The following is a 15,334-nucleotide window of genomic DNA, read 5'->3' as shown; positions in this document are numbered from 1 at the left end:
ACAGCTAGATAGCAGTCGTCGATCAGCGCGGAATGTTCTCGTAGTACGGCACGACGATCTCGTCTGTCGCGTTGACATCGCCGAGCATCATGGTGGTGATCGGGTGCACGATCTCCGGGTCGACCTCGAGGTTGATGCAGGCCGGTCCGCCGGCGGCGAAGGCACGCTTCATGGCGTCGGGGATCGCGCTGACCGAGCTGACATGCTCGCCGTGCGCGCCGAAGGCCTGGGCCACCTGGTCGTAGCGGGTCTCGGCCAGTTCGGTCACGACCACGCCGGGCTGGCCGTATACCGCCTGCTGCCCGTGGATGGACATGCCCCAGACCGCGTTGTTGAACACGACCGTGACGACGGGGATGCGGTGCCGGACCATGGTGTCGAACTCTTGGATGTGGAAACCAGCGGCGCCGTCGCCGGTGATGAGCACGATCGGCGCATCGGGCCGGGCGCGGTGAGCGCCGATGGCGAAGCCGGGACCGACACCGAGGCAGCCGAGGTAACCCAACCGCAGGATCTGACCGACTTCCTCGGCGGTGGTGAAGAATTCGGCCCACTGCGGAGCCTCGGCGCCGTCCAGGACGAAGATGGTGTCGGGCGGACAGGCCTCGACGACGGCCCGGGCGGCGAAGTAGGGGTGCGGCTTGCCGGTGGAGGTGGCCTCGTCGGTGTAAAGCGCCGTGTGCATGGCGCGCATGCCGGTGGCGGCCTGCACCCACGACGACCAGTCGGGCCAATCCTGTTCGGCTGCCTTGGCGTTGAACGCCTCCAGGGTGGCCCGGCAGTCGGCGACGATGGGTACCTCAACGTCGTGCATGCGGCCGATCTCGGAGGCGTCGAGGTCGATCTGCACGATGCGGGCGCCGGGGAACACGCTGGCGCGCCCGCCGGTGAACATGCCCGACCGGGTGCCGACGAGGAAGACCACGTCGGGGGTGTCCAGGCCCGCCATCGGCAGCGCGCTGAGCGCCAGCAACCCGCCGGCGGCGAGGCGATGGCTGGCCGGGATGGCGCCGTCGGCCTTGCCGGGGTAATACACCGGGGCGCCGACGGTTTCAGCGAATTGCACCAGGGCCTCGGAGGCGCCGGAGAACACGACGCCGCCGCCGATGAGGATGGCCGGCCGCTGCGCGCTGTGCAGGACTTCGAGTGCGCGGTCGATTGCCGCGGGCTCCGGCGCGGTGCGGCTGTCGAGCACGTAGTTGGTGGGGCGGCGCACCCGGTCTGCCTCGGCCTCGGAGAACATGACGTCGATCGGGATCTCCAGCAGCACGGGGCCGGGCGCACCGGAGGTGGCCTTGCGCACGGCCAGCGCCACCAGTTCGGGAATGCGCGCGGGGTCGGTAACCCGGTGCGACCATTTGGTGACCGGCGCGGCGGCGGCGATCTGGTCGAAACCGCCCTGCAGCGGGTTGGTTTCGGTCTCCCGCAGCGGCGGCGCCCCCACGATGAACAGCGTGGGCACCCGGTCCAGGAAGGCGTTCGCCAGCGCACTGTAGACATTGGTGAAGCCGGGTCCCGAGGTTACGACGCACACCCCGAACTTGCCGGTTTCGCGCGCATAGGCATCGGCGGCGTGGCCGGCGCTGGATTCGTGGCGGGTGTCCGTCAGTCGGATCCCGGCATCGCCACAGGCGACCAGGAAGGCGTCGAGGTGACCGCCGTGCAGCGTGAATACATCGTCGACCCCCGCGTCGGCGAGCGCCTGGGCCAGCAACTGTCCACCGGTGACCGACATTGGTCTCACTCTTTTCTACGTTCGTGTGCCGCGTCACGTCGTGACGCCGCCTCGACCATAGCGAAGTTGCATAGTGCGTTCCACTGTTGGCATAGTGCAAACAATGGTGCGTGAATCGCCGCAAACCGAGCGGATCTTGCTGCTGATGGATCTGCTGATGGCCGAGCCCGGCCGGGGCCGGACCCTGGCCGAGATCGCTCGACACCTCGGGACCGCGAAGGCAACCTGCTATCCGATGGTCATCGCATTGACCAGGGCCGGCTGGCTGGTGCGCCACCCTCGTCACAAGACCTATCAGCTGGGCCCGGCGCTGATCCCGGTCGGCCAGGCCGCGGCGGGGGCCATCGACGTGGTCGACCACGCCCGCGACGCCATGCATGCGCTCGCCGACGCGGCCGACGTGGTGTGTCTGGGTTTCGTCCCGTCGGCCGCCGACTTGGTGGTCGCCGAGATCATCCAGCCCGCGAGCGGGCGCCGGGGGAGCCTGGGTCTTCGGCTCGGCGACCGGGTCGACTTCGCTCCGCCGCTGGGAGCCGTGGCCGCCGCGTGGCTGCCGGATTATCAACTCGGGCAATGGCACGCACGGGGCGAGCGGGACCTCGGTATCGCAGCCGGCATCCTCGAAGGCGCCTATTCGTCTGCGCTGCAATTGATCAGGGAGCGCGGATATGCGGTCGAACACCTTTCCCGAGACGGCACCGGCGTTGCCGAGGTGGTCCAACAGCAACGAGGACAGCACGCCTTGTCGTTGCAGAGTCTCGCCGCCGGGCCGACTCTGCGGGAGCTCACGGGGAGCCCACACGCAGATTCTCTGCTGCGCGACATCCACCCCGAGCTGTCCTACCGGGTGGTCGCGATCAGCGCCGCGGTCTTCAACGCCGAGTCCGCTGCGGCGCTGGTCTTGAGCCTGGTCGATGCGCCGGAACCCCTGGCCGGTGACCGCGTGATGGAACTCGGCGAGCAGATCCGGGACGCGGCTGCGGACATCACGGCGCGCATCGGGGGTGTGCCGCCGTCGGAGCGGTGACTAGTCACCTAGTACTTGCGGTCGCCTTCGCTGCTGTCGAAGAAGGCCCAGTCGCCGTCGTCTGAGCGCACTTCCATCCGCCAGCCCAGTTCGGGATCTGCCTTCTGGTCGACAAACCAAGCGTGGGCGTCGTCGGCGCTTTCGATGTCTTTGGTGTCGACGACATCACCGTGTGGATTGAGAACTCGATACGTGGCCATGCTATGACTAGTTCCCGCGTTCACGATTTTGAATCAGTAGATGGACTCGCGGCGGCCGACGATGTGCCAATGCTGGCGCGGACACCTCCCGAGATACTCGAAGTTCGTGCCTGTGATTCAGTGCTACGCTGGATCACATGGCAACCAAGAACATCACGTTGTCGATGCCAGAGGAGTTGGTTCGCCGCGCGAAGGTGCTGGCCGCTCAGCGCGATACGTCGGTATCGAGCCTGGTTGCGCGCCTGCTGGAGCAGCTAGTCGGCGATGTGCGTGACTATGACGAGGTCTGGGCGGCTGAGCGTCGATTGATGAGCGACGGCCTCGATCTGCGGGTGGGGCCGATCACGTGGTCCCGCGACGAACTCCACGAGCGCTGACCGTGGAGTTCGTCGACACGAATATTCTGCTCTATGCATACGATGCGACAGCGGGTGAAAAGCACGAGATGTCCCAGGCTCTCGTGGATCGGCTGTGGCGCGAGCGTCGCGGAGCGATCAGCGTCCAGGTATTACAGGAGTTCTACGTCAACGCGACGCGCAAGGTCGCCAAGACGATCGCCTCTGGAGTTGCAATCGACAGATTGAACAGCTTGTCACGCTGGCGAGTCCACTCGCCGCTGGCCGACGATGTTGTTGCCGCTGCGATGCTGTCGAGTCGTCATCAGCTCTCCTTCTGGGATGCCATGATCGTGCGCAGCGCAACCGAATTACGTTGCGACACTTTATGGACCGAGGACCTCAACGACGGGCAGGTGATCGAAGGGGTCCGGCTGGCCAACCCCTTCTCTCCCACGTGACCGTCCCGGAACGTCTCGTCGTCAGCCCGTAGCCGGCGGTTCCATCGCCACGCCGGCGATGTGGTCGGCTACCGTGCCGGCGACTTGGCGCGTCGCCGGGTCGTGCGCGGGCTCATAGCGGTCCGCCGCCGCGTCGTACCGCGCCCCAGCGATATTGCCGTGATCGGCTTCGAGCTCGACGAGTCGCACCGGCCAGCCCGCCTGGTCGAGATCGGCGGCGAAGGACCGGCTGGTCTGCGCCGGCACCACGTCGTCGGCCAAGCCGTGTAGCAACGTGAACGGGGCTCCGGTGCGCTCTCCGGACAACTGCGGCCTCAGCTGCTCACCCGAAATCGGGTCGGGCACCATGAACGCCCCGGCCAGGCACACAGTGTGGGCGAGGTCGACGCCGTACTCGGGGGCCCCGATGGTGAGGCCGGCCGCCGCGACGCCCCCCAGCGACCAGCCGACCAGCACCAGGCGGTCGGATCGGCTACGTGCGAATTCCACGGAGCTCAACAGGTCGGAGCGCCCACGGTCCGCGGCGTGCGAGTTCCAGTCCGGGGCCACCACCCCGAGCCCGCGGTCGGCAAGCAATTGGGCGAGCGGACGGACCGTGGCCCGGGCGTCGGTCTGGGTGCCGTGCCAAAGCAGGACCGTGGGGCCCGAGGCTTCTCCGAAGACGTCGGCGAAGCGGCCGGTGGTGTACTCGACGGTGTTCATCTTCGGAGAGTGCCCGGAATCGGCCCGGCCACACCTCGGGCCGACGGCATCACTTCAGCATGCTGCCCGCGTCCACCGTGACCGGAAGTCCGGTGACGTAGCGGGACTCATCCGAAGCCAGGAACAGCACCGCGTTGCTGATGTCGATCGGTTCGACCCACCCCACCGGAAGCACGTGCATGAACTGCGCGGCGACCTTGAGATCCTCGACGCCGGGGTTCTCCAGATCGGGACGGAACAGCTTCATGGTGCCGTCGTTCATGAACAGGGGCGTGTTCACGTTGGTCGGACAGACGGCGTTGACCCGGATCGAGTGTTGACCCAGTTCGACGGCGAAGGTCCGCATCAACCCGATGACGCCGTGCTTGGCGGCGATGTAGTGGCCGGTGTGGGGGTAGGGCTTCAGGCCGCCCACCGAGCTGGTCAGAATGATCGATCCGCCGTTTCCGCCGGAGATCAGATGGGGGACAGCGGCTTTGACCGACTTCCAGACCCCCGAGAGGTTGACGTCGATCATGTCGTCCCAGTCTTCTTCACTGGTCTTGTCCAGCGTCTGGCCACCGTTGCCGATCCCGGCGTTGGCCACGATGATGTCCAGCCGGCCCAACTGCTCGACGCCGCTGTCGACCACCTCCTTCATCGCGTCGTGGTCGCGGACGTCGACCTCGGCAGTGACGATGCGACGGCCGAGGTTCTTGACCAGGTCCGCGGTTGCGGCCAACTCGTCGGGGGTGGACGACGGAATTCGACTGTCGCTGCTGATCTTCCGGCAGACATCGATCGCGATGATGTCCGCGCCTTCCTCGGCCAGTCGTACGGCGTGACTACGCCCCTGGCCGCGCGCCGCGCCGGTGATGAACGCGACCTTCCCCTCGACTCGTCCGCCCATGACGCTCCTCGATTCCTTGGACGCCGGCAAGCGATCGCCCGTCCGGCGTGATGGCTCGATCGACCGGAACTGGTCGATCGATCAGGAGCGTGACACTGATGCGGCGCGGCTGTCAACCATCCGGGCCGAGAGCCAGGCGCCGGCGGTTCACGTGCCCGCGGGTGGCGGCGCGGCCAGGAGATCGAGTTGGCGCTTCATGAACGCGCGCAACTCGTCATGGCCCAGCGTGACCCCGACCGCACTCTCATTGCACAGGCTGCGGGCCACCTGGGCGATGATCATCGAGACCGCCACCGGCGGGTATTTCTGCAGGTCGACCCCGCTGGCGCGCATCGCCACCGTGACCGCCGCGGTCTCGATGTCCCGGACCCGCTCCGCGTATGCCTTGAGCTCGGCGCGAATCGCCTTGCGGTGGTTGGCCAGCGCCATGAACTCCGTGTTCAGGCCAGTCATTCGGAGGTCGCTGTTGATCAGCCACAGCGTGCGGATCGGGTCGTTGTCGGTGAGTGCGGCGCGCATATTCGCCAGCGACACCTCCGCCCCGGTGCGGAGCACCTCGACGAACAGGTCATCCATCGTCGGGAAGTAGTAGTAGACCAACGCCTGCTTGACGCCGGCCTCCGTGGCCACCCGCCGGGAGGTCGCGGCGGCGTAGCCCTCGTCGCGCATGATCTGTGCGGTCGCCTCGATCAGTCGGCTCCGTGCGCCGGTGTCGGCGGGCGGGGTCTTGCGGGGGCTTGCCATCTAGCCGGCTGCTGTCGCTGGATTGCTTGACCGTCTGACGCACCCCGTGATAGGCATGGCGCATTCTAACAGTTTGATCGATCGATCAGTATGACTCGACGGAGGCGGCATGACCGGGGCGGATACATGAGGGTGCACGTCGATCCACGACTGTGCGAGGGCCACGGCCTCTGCGTGGAAACCGCGCCGGCCGTATTCACCCTTGCCGACGACGACCTCGCGACCTGCGTCGAGCGTCCCGCGAGCGACCTGCACGCGGTGGTGCGCGCGGCCGTGGACGTGTGCCCCCGGGGAGCGATCACCATCACCGAAGACCCCTAGCCCAGCAACCGATCAGCCCAGCCCCGCATCACGACCGAAAGGACGGCCCGTTATGACCGACCTCGCCGCAGTCGATTACTTCTCCGACCCGGACATCAGCCAGGACCCGTACGCGTATTGGGACCACCTGCGTGACCAGGGACCGGTCTTTCGGGAGCCGCACTACGGTGTCGTCGCGGTGACCGGCTATCAGGAGGTCATGACGGCCTTCAAGGATCACGAATCGTTCTCGGCGGTGAATGCGATCGGTGGGCCGTTCCCGCCGTTGCCGTTCGAACCCGAGGGCGACGACATCTCGGCGCAGATCGAGGCGCACCGGCACCTGTTTCCGATCCACGAGCACATGGTCGTGATGGACCCGCCCGCCCACGAACGGGCCAGGTCGCTGCTGAACAAGCTGTTGACGCCGCGGCGCCTCAAGGAGAACGAGGAGTACATGTGGCAACTGGTCGACAGCCAACTCGACCAGATCATGGATCCCGATGGCGGAGACGGGAAATGCGAATTCCTGTCCGAATACGCAAAGCCGTTCGCCACTTCGGCGATCATCGACCTCCTCGGCGTGCCCGAGGACGATCGGCCCGAGTTTCTGGCGGCGCTCGGCGCCGAGCAACCGGGCGGCACCCGGGTCGGCGCCCTCGACGGGGAACCGGTGGGCCTCGACCCGCTGCAATACCTGGATGACAAGTTCGCCGGATATCTGGCTGAACGACGTCGCGAACCACGCGGCGATGTGTTGTCGGGAATGGCCGCGGCGGTCTACCCCGACGGCTCGACACCGGAGCTCATCGAGCTGGTCAAGCCCGCCACGTTCTTGTTCGCCGCGGGACAGGAGACCGTCACCAAACTGCTCAGCGCGGCAGTCCAGGTGCTCGGCGATCGCCCGGAGTTTCAGCAGCGGCTGCGCGAGCACCCCGACCAAATACCGACATTCATCGAAGAGTCGTTGCGGATGCACTCGCCGACCAAGGTCGACTTTCGGCTGGTCCGCAAGACCACCACGCTGGGGGGAGTGCACCTGCCGGCCGGCACCATCGTGATGCTGTGCCTGGGGGCCGCGAATCGCGACCCGCGCAAGTTCGAGGATCCGCACGAGTTCCGGCCAGAGCGCAAGAATGTGCGCGAACACATTGCTTTTGGTCGCGGCATCCACACCTGCGCCGGGGCGCCGTTGGCGCGGGTCGAGGGGCAAATCACGGTCCGACGGATGCTGGAACGCATGCGGGAGATCAGGATTGACGAAGCCTTCCACGGCCCCGCTGACAACCGGCGCTACGGGTATGACCCCACCTTCCTGCTGCGGGGTCTGTCGGCACTACACATCGAGTTCACGCCGGCATCCGTGCGGTAGTCATTTGCCGGGACCGAGCTTGATCAGCCGAACTCCAGCAGCGTGTAGGCGCCGCGGTACTGCTTGGTGGGCGGCCACTGCCAGAAGGCCGGAAACAGTTTGTCGAACAGCCAGCCGCGGCCGCGCGGCATCGGCAGGTCATGCACGGCGCGGATGCCCGGCACGGTGTTGGCCAGGTCCGCCAACTCGGCGGGCTTGAGGCTGAATGGCATGGGCGGAACCCGGTAGCGGCGCGACGAGCGCACGCCCTTCGGCGCGAACTTCTTCACCAGCACCGGCGGCAGGTCGAAGATCATCTGGCCGCCCGGGAACCGGCGGGCGCACTCGGTGATCAGGCCCATGGACTCCTCGGGCTGCAGATACATCAGCAGACCCTCCGCGGTGATGAACACACCGTTGCTGGTGTCCACCTGATCCATCCAGGAGTAGTCCAGCGCCGACTGCGCGAGCGTGTGGATCCGCGGCGACGATGGCAGCAAGCGTTGCCGCAACTCAATGATCGGTGGGAAATCAATGGTGAGCCAGCTGAATTCGAGTTCTGGCAGTGCGCTGCTCAGACGCCAGAAGCTGGTCTGCAGGCCCTCGGCCAACGCCACCACCGTCGCGGACGGGTGGGCCGAGAGGTATTCGGCGGCGGCGCGGTCGAACGCCAGGGACCGCAACGCCATCTCTTGGCCCTTGCGGCCGAACTTCTCGAAATCGAAGTCGATTGACTCCACCAGCCTGATGGCCATCGGATCCTCGAGGATCGCGTCCCGGTGGCCGGCCTGATGTGCCCTCCCGTAGAGCGTCAGCAGTGCCGTTTCCGAGACCCCGGACAGGGTGCTCGCGTCGGCGCGGTCGCCGTCGGGGTGATTCACCTGATCAAAGGTACCCTCGGTGCCGGCGACGCTCCGAACGGGAGCTGGTGGCCTGTGGTGGGGGCCGCCGGTCCCGCCGTCCCGATCGGTCCGCGGCCGTCGTTGCAGGTCCGTCGGCCATCGGAAATGGCCTGGCGCCCCGGGTGTTACGGCCCTCGGCTGAATGTGCTGGGTATCCTTAGAATATTCGCCAGCGGGGGCACATTTGGGATTTGTTGCAGGCATGGAGCTTTAGCCGCGCGAGGTCCGGCTTTGCCCGAGTTGGTGGGGTGGGCGCGCGCTCAGATGCGGTCCTTTCGCATGGTTTACTCTTCCAAGACTAGGTTGCGCCCCCGGGGGGCCACGCAATATGTGGGCATGGCACATCGTGGTGCCGAGTGTGGCGATTGACGGAGGAGATCTACGATTTTGCGGCTATTGAAGCGGCTGTGGATACCGCTACTCGCGGTCGTGGTGTTCAGCGCCGGAGGGTTCACCGTCTCACGACTGCACGGCATTTTCGGCTCGGAAATACCGCCCACCTACGCCGCCGCAGAGCGCAATGAGGCCGTCACCTACAACCCCAAGAGAATGACCTACGAGGTCTTCGGGGCGCCCGGAACCGTGGCCAATATCAGCTATTTCGACGTCAATACGGATCCGCAGTTCATCGAGGGCATCAGCCTGCCGTGGTCGCTGCAATTCGAGATCACCCAAACCACCGCAATCGGAAGCATCATGGCCCAAGGCGACAGTAACAATATCGGTTGCCGAATCACCGTAGACGACGAGGTTAAAGAGGAGAAGGTTTCAAGCCAAGTTAATGCCTTTACCTCTTGTGTCCTGCAGGCAGCATGAGTAACGGAGCCACCGACACGCAGCAGGTCCAACGGCGACCGCGGGTGGCCACCTTCCTGCGCCGTTTTGCGCCGCTGGTCATCTTGGCGTGGTTGGGAATCGCCGTCGTCATGACGGTCTTCGTCCCCCCGCTCGAGGTGGTCGAACGAGAAGTCGCGGTCTCGCTGATTCCCACCGATGCGCCCGCCATCAACGCAATGGCGCGCATGGGCGAGGTCTTCGAGGAGCCAAATTCCGAGAGTGTGGTGGTACTCGTCCTGGAGGGTCAGGAACCCCTCGGCGACGAAGCGCACCGCTACTACGACGACGTCATCCGACAATTGCGCGACGCGCCGGAGTATGTGCAGCACATCCGCGATTTCTGGGGCGACCCACTCACCGCCGGTGCCGCGCAGAGTGCCGACGGCAAAGCTGCCTTCGTACAGATAAATCTGACCGGGCGCTTCGGACAGGCCGAAGCGAATGAGGCGGTGCGCGCGGTCCACGACATCATCGACCGCACGCCGGCGCCGGCCGGGGTCGAGACGTTTCTCACCGGGCCGGCGGCACTGGCCGCCGACGCCGGTGACAGTGGCACCAGCACGGTAATTCTCATCACGTTGGTCACCGTCGGGGTGATCTTCTTGATGCTGCTGTTCTTCTACCGTTCGCCCGTCCTGGTGATCGTCCTGCTATTTGCGGTCCTGATAGAACTGCAGGTGGCGCGAGGGTTGGTCGCGTTCCTGGGCTTGCACGGCGTGGTCGGACTCACCACGTATGTGGTGAACCTGTTGGTATCCGTGGGGATCGCCGCGGGAACGGACTACGGCGTGTTTTTCTTCGGGCGATATCAAGAGGCGCGACAAGCCGGCGAGGACCGCGAATCCGCTTACTACACCTCCTTCCGCGGCGTCGCCAAGGTGGTCCTGGCCTCCGGTCTGACGATCGCCGGCGCGATCGCCTGCCTCAGCTTCACCCGGCTACCCCACTTCCAGCCGCTGGGGATACCCGGCGCCCTGGGCATCGGGGTGGCGGTGATCGTGGCGCTGACCTTGGTGCCGGCGACGATCGCCCTGGGCAGCCGCTTTGGCCTGTTCGACCCGAAGCGTCATGTCATGACACGTCGGTGGCGCCGAATCGGCACCGCGGTGGTCCGGTGGCCCGGTCCGATTCTGGTAGCCAGCCTGGCTGTCGCATTTGTCGGAATCTTGACGTTGCCCGGATACAACCCGAGCTACAGCGATCAGGAGTTCATTCCCGACGACATTCCCGCGAGTAAGGGATATCAGGCCGCGGCTCGACATTTCCCGCCTGCCGTCATGGCCACCCCGGACGTGTTGTTGATCGAGGCGAATCGCGACATGCGGAATCCTGCCGATCTCCTTGTCTTGAATCGGCTCGCCAAATCGGTGTTCGCGGTCCCCGGGGTTGCGAATGTGCAGTCGGTGACCAGGCCCGAAGGAACCCAGCTCGAACACACGACGATCCCATTCATGATCAGCATGTCGAATGCAAGCCAGCGGTTGAGCTTGCCCTTTCAGAAGGCCCGAATGGCCGACATGCTGAAGCAGGCCGATGAGATGACAAACACCATCGCATTGATGCAGCGTATGCACGCTTTGATGACGGAAATGGTGCAAACCACTCAGCGTATGGTCGGGCACACCCACGAACTCCAGGACACCACCGAGGAGTTACGGGACCATATCTCGAATTTCGACGATTTCTTCCGGCCGGTTCGCAACTATTTCTACTGGGAACCGCATTGCTACAACATTCCCGTCTGCTCGTCTTTCAGATCCATATTTGACGCGCTCGACGGTGTGGACGAGATCAGCGAGAAAATGACGCATATGGTCAAGGATTTGGACCATTTGGCGACCATCATGCCGCAGTTGCTGCTCCAATTCCCGCAGATGATCTCGACCATGGAGTCGACGCGCACGATGATGCTGACGATGTACAGCACCATGTCCGGCATCTTCGATCAGATGGACGATTCCAGCGATAACGCCACCGCCATGGGCAAGGCGTTCAACGCCTCCAACAACGACGATTCGTTCTACTTGCCGCCGGAGGTCCTGGAAACCGAGGACTTCAAGCGCGTCATGGATATCTTCCTGTCGCCGGACGGCAAGGCCGCACGCATGATCATCACCCAGGCCGGTGATCCTGCGACGCCCGAGGGAATGTCTCGGGTGGACCCGATACGAATTGCCGCCGAGGAGGCGCTCAAGGGGACCCCGCTGGAAAGTTCGCGGATAGCTCTCGCGGGCTCAGCGGCCGGCGTCAAAGACCTCGTCGATGCCTCGGTATGGGACCTGCTGATCGCGGCGGTCGCGGCAATCTGCCTCATTTTCATGATCATGATTTTGATGACGCGGAGCGTTATTGCCGCCCTCGTCATCGTCGGCACGGTGGTGCTCTCGCTCGGCGCATCGTTCGGACTCTCGGTGCTGGTGTGGCAGCACCTTCTCGGCATCCAACTGCACTGGGTGGTCCTGGCGATGTCCGTCATCGTGCTCTTGGCGGTCGGCTCGGATTACAACCTGATGTTGGTCTCGCGGATGAAGGAGGAGATCGGCGCTGGCCTGAACACCGGCATCATCCGGGCGATGGGCGGTACCGGCCGGGTTGTGACGATCGCGGGTCTGGTCTTTGCCGCCACGATGGCCTCGATGATCGTCGGCGACCTGCTGATGCTCGGTCAGGTCGGCACCACGATCGGTCTCGGTCTGTTGTTCGACACCATGGTGGTGCGCGCCTTCATGACGCCGTCCATTGCCGCGCTGCTGGGCCGCTGGTTCTGGTGGCCGCAGAAGGTGCGCCCGCGCCCCGCGAGTTCGATGCTGCGGTCGGTAGGGCCACGTCCGCTGGTGCGGTCTCTCCTGCTGAGGGACTAGCGAAAGCCGTATGACTACCAAGGACTCCCGCCCGCCGTTCGCACCGCGGTTCATTCGCCGGTTCGCGCCGCTGGTCATCGTGGGCTGGCTGGCCCTCATCCTCGTCCTGACCCTGTCAGCTCCCTTGCTGGAGACCGTGGGGGAAGAGAACTCCGTCTCGCTGATGCCCCAGGACGCGCCGTCGGCCAAGGCGATGGCCCGGATGGGCCAGGTGTTCCAGGAGTCCGATTCGGACAGCTTCGCGATGATCGTGCTGGAGGGGGCGCAACCGCTCGGCGAGGAGGCGCGTACCTACTACTCGGAGCTGGTCGCCGAGTTACGCTCTGCCCCAGGCTATGTCGCCAATGTCCAGGATCTATGGGGGGACCGGCTCACTTCATCGAGTGTGCAGAGCCCCGACGGCATGGCGACCTACGTTCAGCTCAATCTGGTAGGCGATCAAGGCACCGCGCAGGGTGATAAGTCGGTGGCCGCCGTCCGCGATATCGTCCATCAGCGTCCACCTCCCCCGGGAATAGACGTGTACGTGACCGGTGCGGCGCCGCTGGTTTCGGATATGCAGCACAGCGGCAACCGGTCGATTTTGAAGATCACCGTGGTCACCGCGGTGGTCATCTTCGTGATGCTGCTGCTGGTTTATCGGTCGATCATGACCGTGATCCTGCTGTTGGTGATGGTCGGCCTGGAATTGGGTGCGGCCCGGGCGGTGGTGGCGTTTCTGGGACACAACGGCGTCGTCGAGCTTTCGACATTTGCCGTCAACATGTTGGTGTTCCTTGCGATCGCGGCCGGAACCGACTACGGCATCTTCTTTTTCGGCCGTTATCAAGAAATGCGGCAGGCCGGAGAGGACCCGGAAACGGCCTATTACAGCATGTACCGCGGTGTTGCCCCGGTGGTGTTGGCGTCTGGTTTGACGATCGCGGGGGCGATGCTCTGCCTGAGCTTCACCCGACTGCCGTACTTCCACACGATGGGCGTTCCCTGCGCGGTCGGCATGGCCTCCGCGGTGGCCGTCGCGGTGACATTGGTGCCGGCCGGTATCGCGGTGGCCAGCAGATTCGGGTTGTTGGAACCCAAGCGCACGTTGAACGTCCACCGGTGGCGGGGAATAGGTACGGCGATCGTCCGTTGGCCGGTTCCCATCATGGTCGCCTCCCTGGCGCTCGTGCTGGTCGGCCTTCTCGCGCTACCGGGGTACCAAACCAGCTACAACGACCGGCATTACATCCCCGGCGACATCCCGGCGAACGCGGGCTTCGAGGCCGCCGACCGGCATTTCGCGCAGGCCCGGTTGACCCCCGAGATTCTCATGCTGGAAACCGACCGCGACCTCCGCAACCCCACCGATTTCCTGGTGTTGAACAGGTTGGCCAAGGCGATCTTCCAGGTGCGCGGCGTCTCTCGCGTGCAGGGGATCACGCGTCCCGAGGGCACCCCGATGGAACGGACATCGATACCGTTCCTGCTCAGCCTGCAGTCGGCCACCCAGGGGCAGGTCAACCACTTCCAGAAGGCCCGCATCAACGACATGTTGCAGCAGGCCGACGACATGTCGACCATGATCCGGACCATGGAGGACATGCACCGGGTGATGCGGGAAATGGCCGCCACCACCCACAGCATGGTCGGCAACATGCATGAATTACGGGACATCACAGACGAATTGAGAGGCCGAGTCGCCCTCTTCGACGACTTCCTACGGCCCATCCGCAACTATTTCTACTGGGAACCGCACTGCTACAACATCCCCATCTGTTGGTCGATTCGTTCGCTGTTCGACGCCATCGACAAAGTCGATCGGATGAACGACGAGATCGCGTTGCTCACCGACGAGATGGACAAGATGGACGCGCTCATGCCGCAGATGCTGGCGCAGTTGCCGGAAATGATCGAGAGCATGAAGTCGATGCGGACGATGTCGCTCACCATGCACAGCACCATGTCCGGCCTGCTCGGCCAGGTGGACGATGCGGCCGAGGACGCCAGTGTCATGGGACGCGCGTTCGACGCGGCCCAGAGCGACGACTCGTTCTTCCTGCCTCCCGAGGTGTTCGAGAACCCAGAATTCCAGCGCGCGATGGACTTCTTCCTGTCGCCGGACGGAAAGTCCGCGCGGTTCATCATTTCTCATACCGGGGACCCCGCCTCGTCGGAGGGCATCGCTCGGACCAACAAGATCATGTCGATTGCGCAGGAGGCCCTCAAGGGGACGCCACTGGTAAACGGCAAGATCTATCTCGCCGGCGCTGCGGCGACGGCGAAGGACTGGCACGACGGCTCCACCTGGGACCTGTGGATCGCGGGGATAGCCGCGGTCTGTTTGGTTTTCCTGATCATGCTGATCGTCACCCGAAGTCCGATCGCGGCACTCGTGATCGTCGGCACGGTCGTCTTGTCGCTGGGTGCATCGTTTGGCTTGTCCGTGCTGATCTGGCAGTACATCCTGGGCATCCACCTGCACTGGATGGTTTTGGCAATGTCGGTGATCATCCTGTTGGCGGTCGGGTCTGACTACAACCTGATGTTGGTGTCCCGCATGAAGGAAGAGCTGGGTGCGGGCCTGAACACCGGCATCATCCGGGCGATGGGGGGCACCGGAAAGGTCGTGACGATCGCGGGCCTGGTGTTTGCGTTCACAATGGCGGCCATGGTCGTCAGCGACCTGCGGATCATCGGCCAGATCGGCACCACCATTTGCGTTGGACTGCTTTTCGACACCCTGATCGTGCGGGCGTTCTTGACGCCGTCGATCGCGGCGTTGCTCGGACGGTGGTTCTGGTGGCCACAACGGGTACGTCCCCGCCCCGCGAGTGCGCTACTGCAGCCCTATGGACCGCGTCCGTTGGTGCGCGCGCTGCTGCTGGGGGATGGCGCACGGGGCGGCACTGCCGACGACGCCACCGCCGATACCGGGCCGATCCGACGGCCCGAATAGCAAGTCCGGATAGCCGGTGTGCGGCCACGTCCGGCCGGGCGTCGCGGGCCAG

The 15,334-nt window shown here is 64.8% G+C and carries 14 protein-coding genes; 8 read left to right on the top strand and 6 right to left on the bottom strand.

The features are described from left to right. Positions 1 to 22 precede the first annotated feature (22 nt). Positions 23 to 1,735 carry a thiamine pyrophosphate-binding protein gene (locus RCP80_RS24305; protein WP_308480123.1) on the bottom strand — a complete coding sequence of 571 codons (1,713 nt, stop codon included), beginning with the start codon at positions 1,733 to 1,735 and terminating at the stop codon, positions 23 to 25. A gap of 103 nt (positions 1,736 to 1,838) precedes the next feature. On the opposite strand from RCP80_RS24305, the gene RCP80_RS24300 reads away from it, so the two are divergent. Continuing rightward, on the top strand, positions 1,839 to 2,762 hold the full coding sequence (locus RCP80_RS24300) for an IclR family transcriptional regulator (RefSeq protein ID WP_308480122.1): 924 nt from the start codon (positions 1,839 to 1,841) through the stop codon (positions 2,760 to 2,762). Between the two features lie 8 nt (positions 2,763 to 2,770). Here the strand turns inward: RCP80_RS24300 and RCP80_RS24295 are convergent, their stop codons facing one another. Beyond that, positions 2,771 to 2,962 (bottom strand): hypothetical protein, encoded by a 192-nt coding sequence (locus RCP80_RS24295; RefSeq protein WP_308480121.1) that lies wholly within the window; start codon positions 2,960 to 2,962, stop codon positions 2,771 to 2,773. A 137-nt stretch (positions 2,963 to 3,099) separates the two neighbouring features. On the opposite strand from RCP80_RS24295, the gene RCP80_RS24290 reads away from it, so the two are divergent. Continuing rightward, positions 3,100 to 3,339, top strand: coding sequence for a DUF6364 family protein (locus RCP80_RS24290; RefSeq protein ID WP_308480120.1), 240 nt, complete (start codon positions 3,100 to 3,102; stop codon positions 3,337 to 3,339). A 2-nt stretch (positions 3,340 to 3,341) separates the two neighbouring features. Further along, positions 3,342 to 3,758 carry a PIN domain-containing protein gene (locus tag RCP80_RS24285; RefSeq protein ID WP_308480119.1) on the top strand — a complete coding sequence of 139 codons (417 nt, stop codon included), beginning with the start codon at positions 3,342 to 3,344 and terminating at the stop codon, positions 3,756 to 3,758. Positions 3,759 to 3,779: 21 nt separating this feature from the next. On the opposite strand, the gene RCP80_RS24280 is transcribed toward RCP80_RS24285, so the two are convergent. From RCP80_RS24280 to RCP80_RS24270, 3 genes are all read right to left on the bottom strand, one after another. Further along, a complete protein-coding gene (locus RCP80_RS24280) occupies positions 3,780 to 4,460 on the bottom strand; it encodes an alpha/beta hydrolase family protein (RefSeq protein WP_308480118.1) in 681 nt (226 codons plus the stop codon). Positions 4,461 to 4,509: 49 nt separating this feature from the next. Next, positions 4,510 to 5,349 carry a mycofactocin-coupled SDR family oxidoreductase gene (locus RCP80_RS24275; RefSeq protein WP_308480117.1) on the bottom strand — a complete coding sequence of 280 codons (840 nt, stop codon included), beginning with the start codon at positions 5,347 to 5,349 and terminating at the stop codon, positions 4,510 to 4,512. 147 nt (positions 5,350 to 5,496) lie between these two features. Then, a complete protein-coding gene (locus RCP80_RS24270) occupies positions 5,497 to 6,093 on the bottom strand; it encodes a TetR/AcrR family transcriptional regulator (RefSeq protein ID WP_308480116.1) in 597 nt (198 codons plus the stop codon). 126 nt (positions 6,094 to 6,219) lie between these two features. On the opposite strand from RCP80_RS24270, the gene RCP80_RS24265 reads away from it, so the two are divergent. Beyond that, entirely contained in the window at positions 6,220 to 6,414 is a 195-nt protein-coding gene (locus RCP80_RS24265; protein ID WP_308480115.1) for a ferredoxin, read from the top strand. A gap of 52 nt (positions 6,415 to 6,466) precedes the next feature. After that, positions 6,467 to 7,765: a cytochrome P450 gene (locus tag RCP80_RS24260; RefSeq protein ID WP_308480114.1), complete on the top strand. Its 1,299-nt coding sequence runs from the start codon at positions 6,467 to 6,469 to the stop codon at positions 7,763 to 7,765. A gap of 23 nt (positions 7,766 to 7,788) precedes the next feature. Here the strand turns inward: RCP80_RS24260 and RCP80_RS24255 are convergent, their stop codons facing one another. Beyond that, positions 7,789 to 8,625, bottom strand: a complete 837-nt coding sequence (locus RCP80_RS24255; RefSeq protein WP_308480113.1) for a class I SAM-dependent methyltransferase — start codon at positions 8,623 to 8,625, stop codon at positions 7,789 to 7,791. 417 nt (positions 8,626 to 9,042) lie between these two features. Here RCP80_RS24255 and RCP80_RS24250 point away from each other — a divergent pair, with 417 nt between their 5' ends. The 3 genes from RCP80_RS24250 to RCP80_RS24240 are packed head-to-tail and all read left to right on the top strand — an operon-like array spanning position 9,043 to position 15,282. Next, positions 9,043 to 9,462: an MmpS family transport accessory protein gene (locus RCP80_RS24250; RefSeq protein WP_308480112.1), complete on the top strand. Its 420-nt coding sequence runs from the start codon at positions 9,043 to 9,045 to the stop codon at positions 9,460 to 9,462. Then, complete coding sequence (locus tag RCP80_RS24245) at positions 9,459 to 12,344, top strand: MMPL/RND family transporter (RefSeq protein ID WP_308480111.1); 2,886 nt, start codon at positions 9,459 to 9,461, stop codon at positions 12,342 to 12,344. The genes RCP80_RS24250 and RCP80_RS24245 overlap by 4 nt, the downstream gene beginning before the upstream one ends. 10 nt (positions 12,345 to 12,354) lie before the next feature. After that, positions 12,355 to 15,282 (top strand): MMPL/RND family transporter, encoded by a 2,928-nt coding sequence (locus RCP80_RS24240; RefSeq protein WP_308480110.1) that lies wholly within the window; start codon positions 12,355 to 12,357, stop codon positions 15,280 to 15,282. Positions 15,283 to 15,334: the final 52 nt, after the last annotated feature.

It is taken from the genome of Mycolicibacterium sp. MU0053 (assembly GCF_963378095.1).
Lineage (GTDB): Bacteria > Actinomycetota > Actinomycetes > Mycobacteriales > Mycobacteriaceae > Mycobacterium > Mycobacterium burgundiense.
Note: the sequence above shows the minus strand (reverse complement) of the source record. Positions and strands in the feature narration are given on the sequence as shown.

Coding starts and splice junctions, on each gene's coding strand:
- RCP80_RS24305 (WP_308480123.1), bottom strand. CDS start 1,735: ATGTCGGTCACCGGTGGACAGTTGCTGGCCCAGGCGCTCGCCGACGCG.
- RCP80_RS24300 (WP_308480122.1), top strand. CDS start 1,839: ATGGTGCGTGAATCGCCGCAAACCGAGCGGATCTTGCTGCTGATGGAT.
- RCP80_RS24295 (WP_308480121.1), bottom strand. CDS start 2,962: ATGGCCACGTATCGAGTTCTCAATCCACACGGTGATGTCGTCGACACC.
- RCP80_RS24290 (WP_308480120.1), top strand. CDS start 3,100: ATGGCAACCAAGAACATCACGTTGTCGATGCCAGAGGAGTTGGTTCGC.
- RCP80_RS24280 (WP_308480118.1), bottom strand. CDS start 4,460: ATGAACACCGTCGAGTACACCACCGGCCGCTTCGCCGACGTCTTCGGA.
- RCP80_RS24275 (WP_308480117.1), bottom strand. CDS start 5,349: ATGGGCGGACGAGTCGAGGGGAAGGTCGCGTTCATCACCGGCGCGGCG.
- RCP80_RS24270 (WP_308480116.1), bottom strand. CDS start 6,093: ATGGCAAGCCCCCGCAAGACCCCGCCCGCCGACACCGGCGCACGGAGC.
- RCP80_RS24265 (WP_308480115.1), top strand. CDS start 6,220: ATGAGGGTGCACGTCGATCCACGACTGTGCGAGGGCCACGGCCTCTGC.
- RCP80_RS24260 (WP_308480114.1), top strand. CDS start 6,467: ATGACCGACCTCGCCGCAGTCGATTACTTCTCCGACCCGGACATCAGC.
- RCP80_RS24245 (WP_308480111.1), top strand. CDS start 9,459: ATGAGTAACGGAGCCACCGACACGCAGCAGGTCCAACGGCGACCGCGG.
- RCP80_RS24240 (WP_308480110.1), top strand. CDS start 12,355: ATGACTACCAAGGACTCCCGCCCGCCGTTCGCACCGCGGTTCATTCGC.